Genomic DNA, 3,230 nt, shown 5'->3' with positions numbered 1-3,230 from the left:
GACCCATGGCATAAGCAGATCACGCAAATTCATATCAGTCACCTGATGCATCTTTACAATGATGAAACTTATAAATTATTTGATCGATCGGCGATAAAGCATCAGGTACGATATTCATCGTACGCAAAACTAGACTCATAATTGAACCGAAAACTGGTGCCGAAACTGCGCCTCCATAGTATTGACTACCATGTGGATCATTAATGACGACAACTAATGCAAAACGAGGATTGCTTGCAGGAGCAACTCCTGCAGTATAAGCAATATATTTATTGATATATCTTTTCTCTAGCCCAACTTTTTTTGCTGTTCCAGTCTTAATCGCAATACGATAACCTTTAATAGCAGCTTTAAAACCTCCCCCTCCAGGTAACGCAACACTTTCCATCATATGTACCACTGTACGCACTAGTGATTCAGGAAAGATTCTTTCGCCTGGAACTGGTATGTCAGTTTTGATGATAGATAGTGGACGTAAAATACCCATACTACCAATAGTAGCATAAACTCTTGCTAATTGTAGTGGCGTAACCATCAATCCATAACCATAAGAAAATGCAGCTGTCTCAATTTTAGACAAACGATTTTTCTTAGGATATAAACCACCACTTTCTCCTACTAGTCCAATATGAGTTAATTTACCCAAACCAAAACGATAATAAGTATCTAACAGAGCGCTAGATGGCATAGCTAATGCAAGTTTAGAAATACCAATGTTACTAGATTTCTGTAATATTTCTGTCAGGTTTAATTTATTATAGTGTACTACATCTTTAATCTTATGATTATGTATCATATAAGGTAGAGTATTTAATACACTATTTTTTGTTACTATTCCATGCTGTAATGCTGTCATAACAACCATTGGTTTGACCGTTGAACCAGGTTCAAATAGATCAGTAATTGCGCGGTTACGCATTAAGTCCGTGGTAGTGTTTGTTAAGTTATTGGGATTATAAGAAGGACTATTAGCCATCGCAAGAACTTCACCGGTATTAATGTCTACTAATACAGCGGTACCAGATGTAGCTTTATTCAAAACTACGGCACTGTTTAGTTCACGATATACCAATGCTTGTAATTTTTCATCGATGCTAAGTGCAAGGTTATGCGCAGCCTGGCTCTTAATTGAAGAGATATTTTCGATAATCCTACCAAATCTATCTTTACGTACTATACGTTTTCCGGGCTGACCAGTTAACCATCGGTCAAAACTTTTCTCGATACCTTCTAGCCCTTGGCTATCTATATCTGTCACTCCTATCACATGCGCGGTAACTGATCCGGAAGGATAATAACGACGTGACTCTTGGCGCAGATAAATACCAGGTAGTTTAAGCTGATAAATATAATCACTAATGGTTGAATTAACATGACGTGCTAAATAAACAAAACGTATGTTAGAATTAGTATTAATGCGTGAATTAAGCTGATTTAGTGGGATGGATAGTACATCAGAAAGCGCTTTCCAACGGCTTTCCGCAGTAATACCACCATGATTTTTAATTTCTTTAGGATCAGCCCAAATAGCGTTTACTGGAATACTTACTGCCAGAGGACGCCCGGACCGATCGCTTATTATACCACGAATAGTTGGTATTTTTTGAATACGCAGTGATCGCATATCTCCTTCGTGCACTAATTGTTTATAATTAATGATTTGTAGATACGACAACCTTATTAATACAACTGATACAGCGATTATTATACAACTACATAGTAAGGTAAAACGCCAGCTAACAAAGCTAGTCTTTATATCTTGGCGTTTGGGTATCATAATATATGCAAATTTGTTTTAGTAAAATACTGTGTATCTTAATAATTTTTTAATTAATTAAAATAATAAATTTTTCTTGTAAAGGATCTACATGCTGCATTTGTAATATTTCTCTCGCAATAAACTCTATACGGCTATGATCCCCTAATACGTTCTCTTCAAGAATCAAATTACGCCACTCGATATCTAAAATATCGTTTTCTAACCCAATATTTTCATGCTCAGTCGTCAATCGACGAGTATGATGTGTAATGGTAATTACCATTATTGCTGATAATAGCACTGCTATAAGCAAAATCACTGATAACTTTCCATTTTGCAACAAATCACTACTAATAATCTTTATTAAATGGTATTTTTCGTTACTTATCATGTATAGAGCTTCTCATCTACAGCTTTTCAGCAAAGCGAAGCACAGCACTACGTGCACGCGGATTTTCTCTTATTTCTTGTACCGATGGCTGTATTTTTCCTAATGATTTTAACTTCAATTGGTAACTATTGTTATACCACTCCGCGATCTGTTTTTCAGTCAATGCAATACCTGCTAGCAACGGCGGTACTTTACTATTTTTACGAATAAAATTTTTGACTAATTTATCCTCAAGGGAATGAAAACTTATCACTACCAACTTTCCTCGTGCTGCTAGTACGTAGAGCGCACAGTTCAGTGCTAGTTCAATCTCATTTAGTTCGTTATTGATATATATCCTAATAGCCTGGAAGCTACGAGTAGCTGGATGTTTATGTTTATAACGACATGGACTTAACTTAGCTATTAGCTCAGCAAGTTCACTAGTACGAGTTATCAGCCGCTGACGATTTTGTGCAAAAATAGCTTGGCCAATACGCTTTGCGAACTTTTCTTCCCCGAAAGTTTGTAACACCCAGGCAATATCTTTTGCTGAAGCTTGCGCTAACCACTCGGTGGCTGATCTCCCGCAGGTTGTATCCATGCGCATATCTAGTGGTCCGTCGCGCATAAACGAAAAACCGCGTTCTGGATCTTCGATTTGCGGTGAAGAAACACCAAGATCTAGCAAAATACCATCTATACGTCCTAGTAAATTTAGTTCTGTGATATATTGAGTTATAGTAGAAAAATTTTTGTGCACAATAGTAAAACGTTCATCATTAATCGCTCGACCTATAGCTATTGCTGCTGGATCACGATCAATCGCTAGTAGTCGTCCTTTTTTACCTAATTGAGATAAAATGAGATGTGAATGACCACCACGGCCGAAAGTTCCGTCTATATATATACCATCTGCTCTAATATTAAGAACTTTTACGGCTTCGTTTAGTAATACAGGAATATGCTTATTTTTTATATGTGATATAGTTATCATATTATTATAACTGTGTTAGACAAAAGACATGACACAATAATTATGATTATATCAAACATTGATTTATAACTAGATAATAGATCAATATCTAGCTATGTGAAAAA

General features: G+C 36.2%; 3 protein-coding genes. All 3 read right to left on the bottom strand.

Annotation, left to right across the window (positions count from 1 at the left end):
- Positions 1-34 precede the first annotated feature (34 nt).
- Genes ftsI through rsmH form a run of 3 tightly spaced genes read right to left on the bottom strand, consistent with a single transcriptional unit; the run spans position 35 to position 3,117 of the window.
- On the bottom strand, positions 35-1,777 hold the full coding sequence (ftsI, locus tag CEX73_RS02690; protein ID WP_101627050.1) for a peptidoglycan glycosyltransferase FtsI: 1,743 nt from the start codon (positions 1,775-1,777) through the stop codon (positions 35-37).
- A 49-nt stretch (positions 1,778-1,826) separates the two neighbouring features.
- Positions 1,827-2,150 (bottom strand): cell division protein FtsL, encoded by a 324-nt coding sequence (gene ftsL, locus CEX73_RS02685; RefSeq protein WP_101627049.1) that lies wholly within the window; start codon positions 2,148-2,150, stop codon positions 1,827-1,829.
- 16 nt (positions 2,151-2,166) lie between these two features.
- Complete coding sequence (gene rsmH, locus CEX73_RS02680; protein WP_438819077.1) at positions 2,167-3,117, bottom strand: 16S rRNA (cytosine(1402)-N(4))-methyltransferase RsmH; 951 nt, start codon at positions 3,115-3,117, stop codon at positions 2,167-2,169.
- Positions 3,118-3,230 lie beyond the last annotated feature (113 nt).

Source organism: Candidatus Palibaumannia cicadellinicola (genome assembly GCF_002855795.1).
GTDB lineage: Bacteria > Pseudomonadota > Gammaproteobacteria > Enterobacterales > Enterobacteriaceae > Baumannia > Baumannia cicadellinicola_C.
Note: the sequence above shows the minus strand (reverse complement) of the source record. Positions and strands in the feature narration are given on the sequence as shown.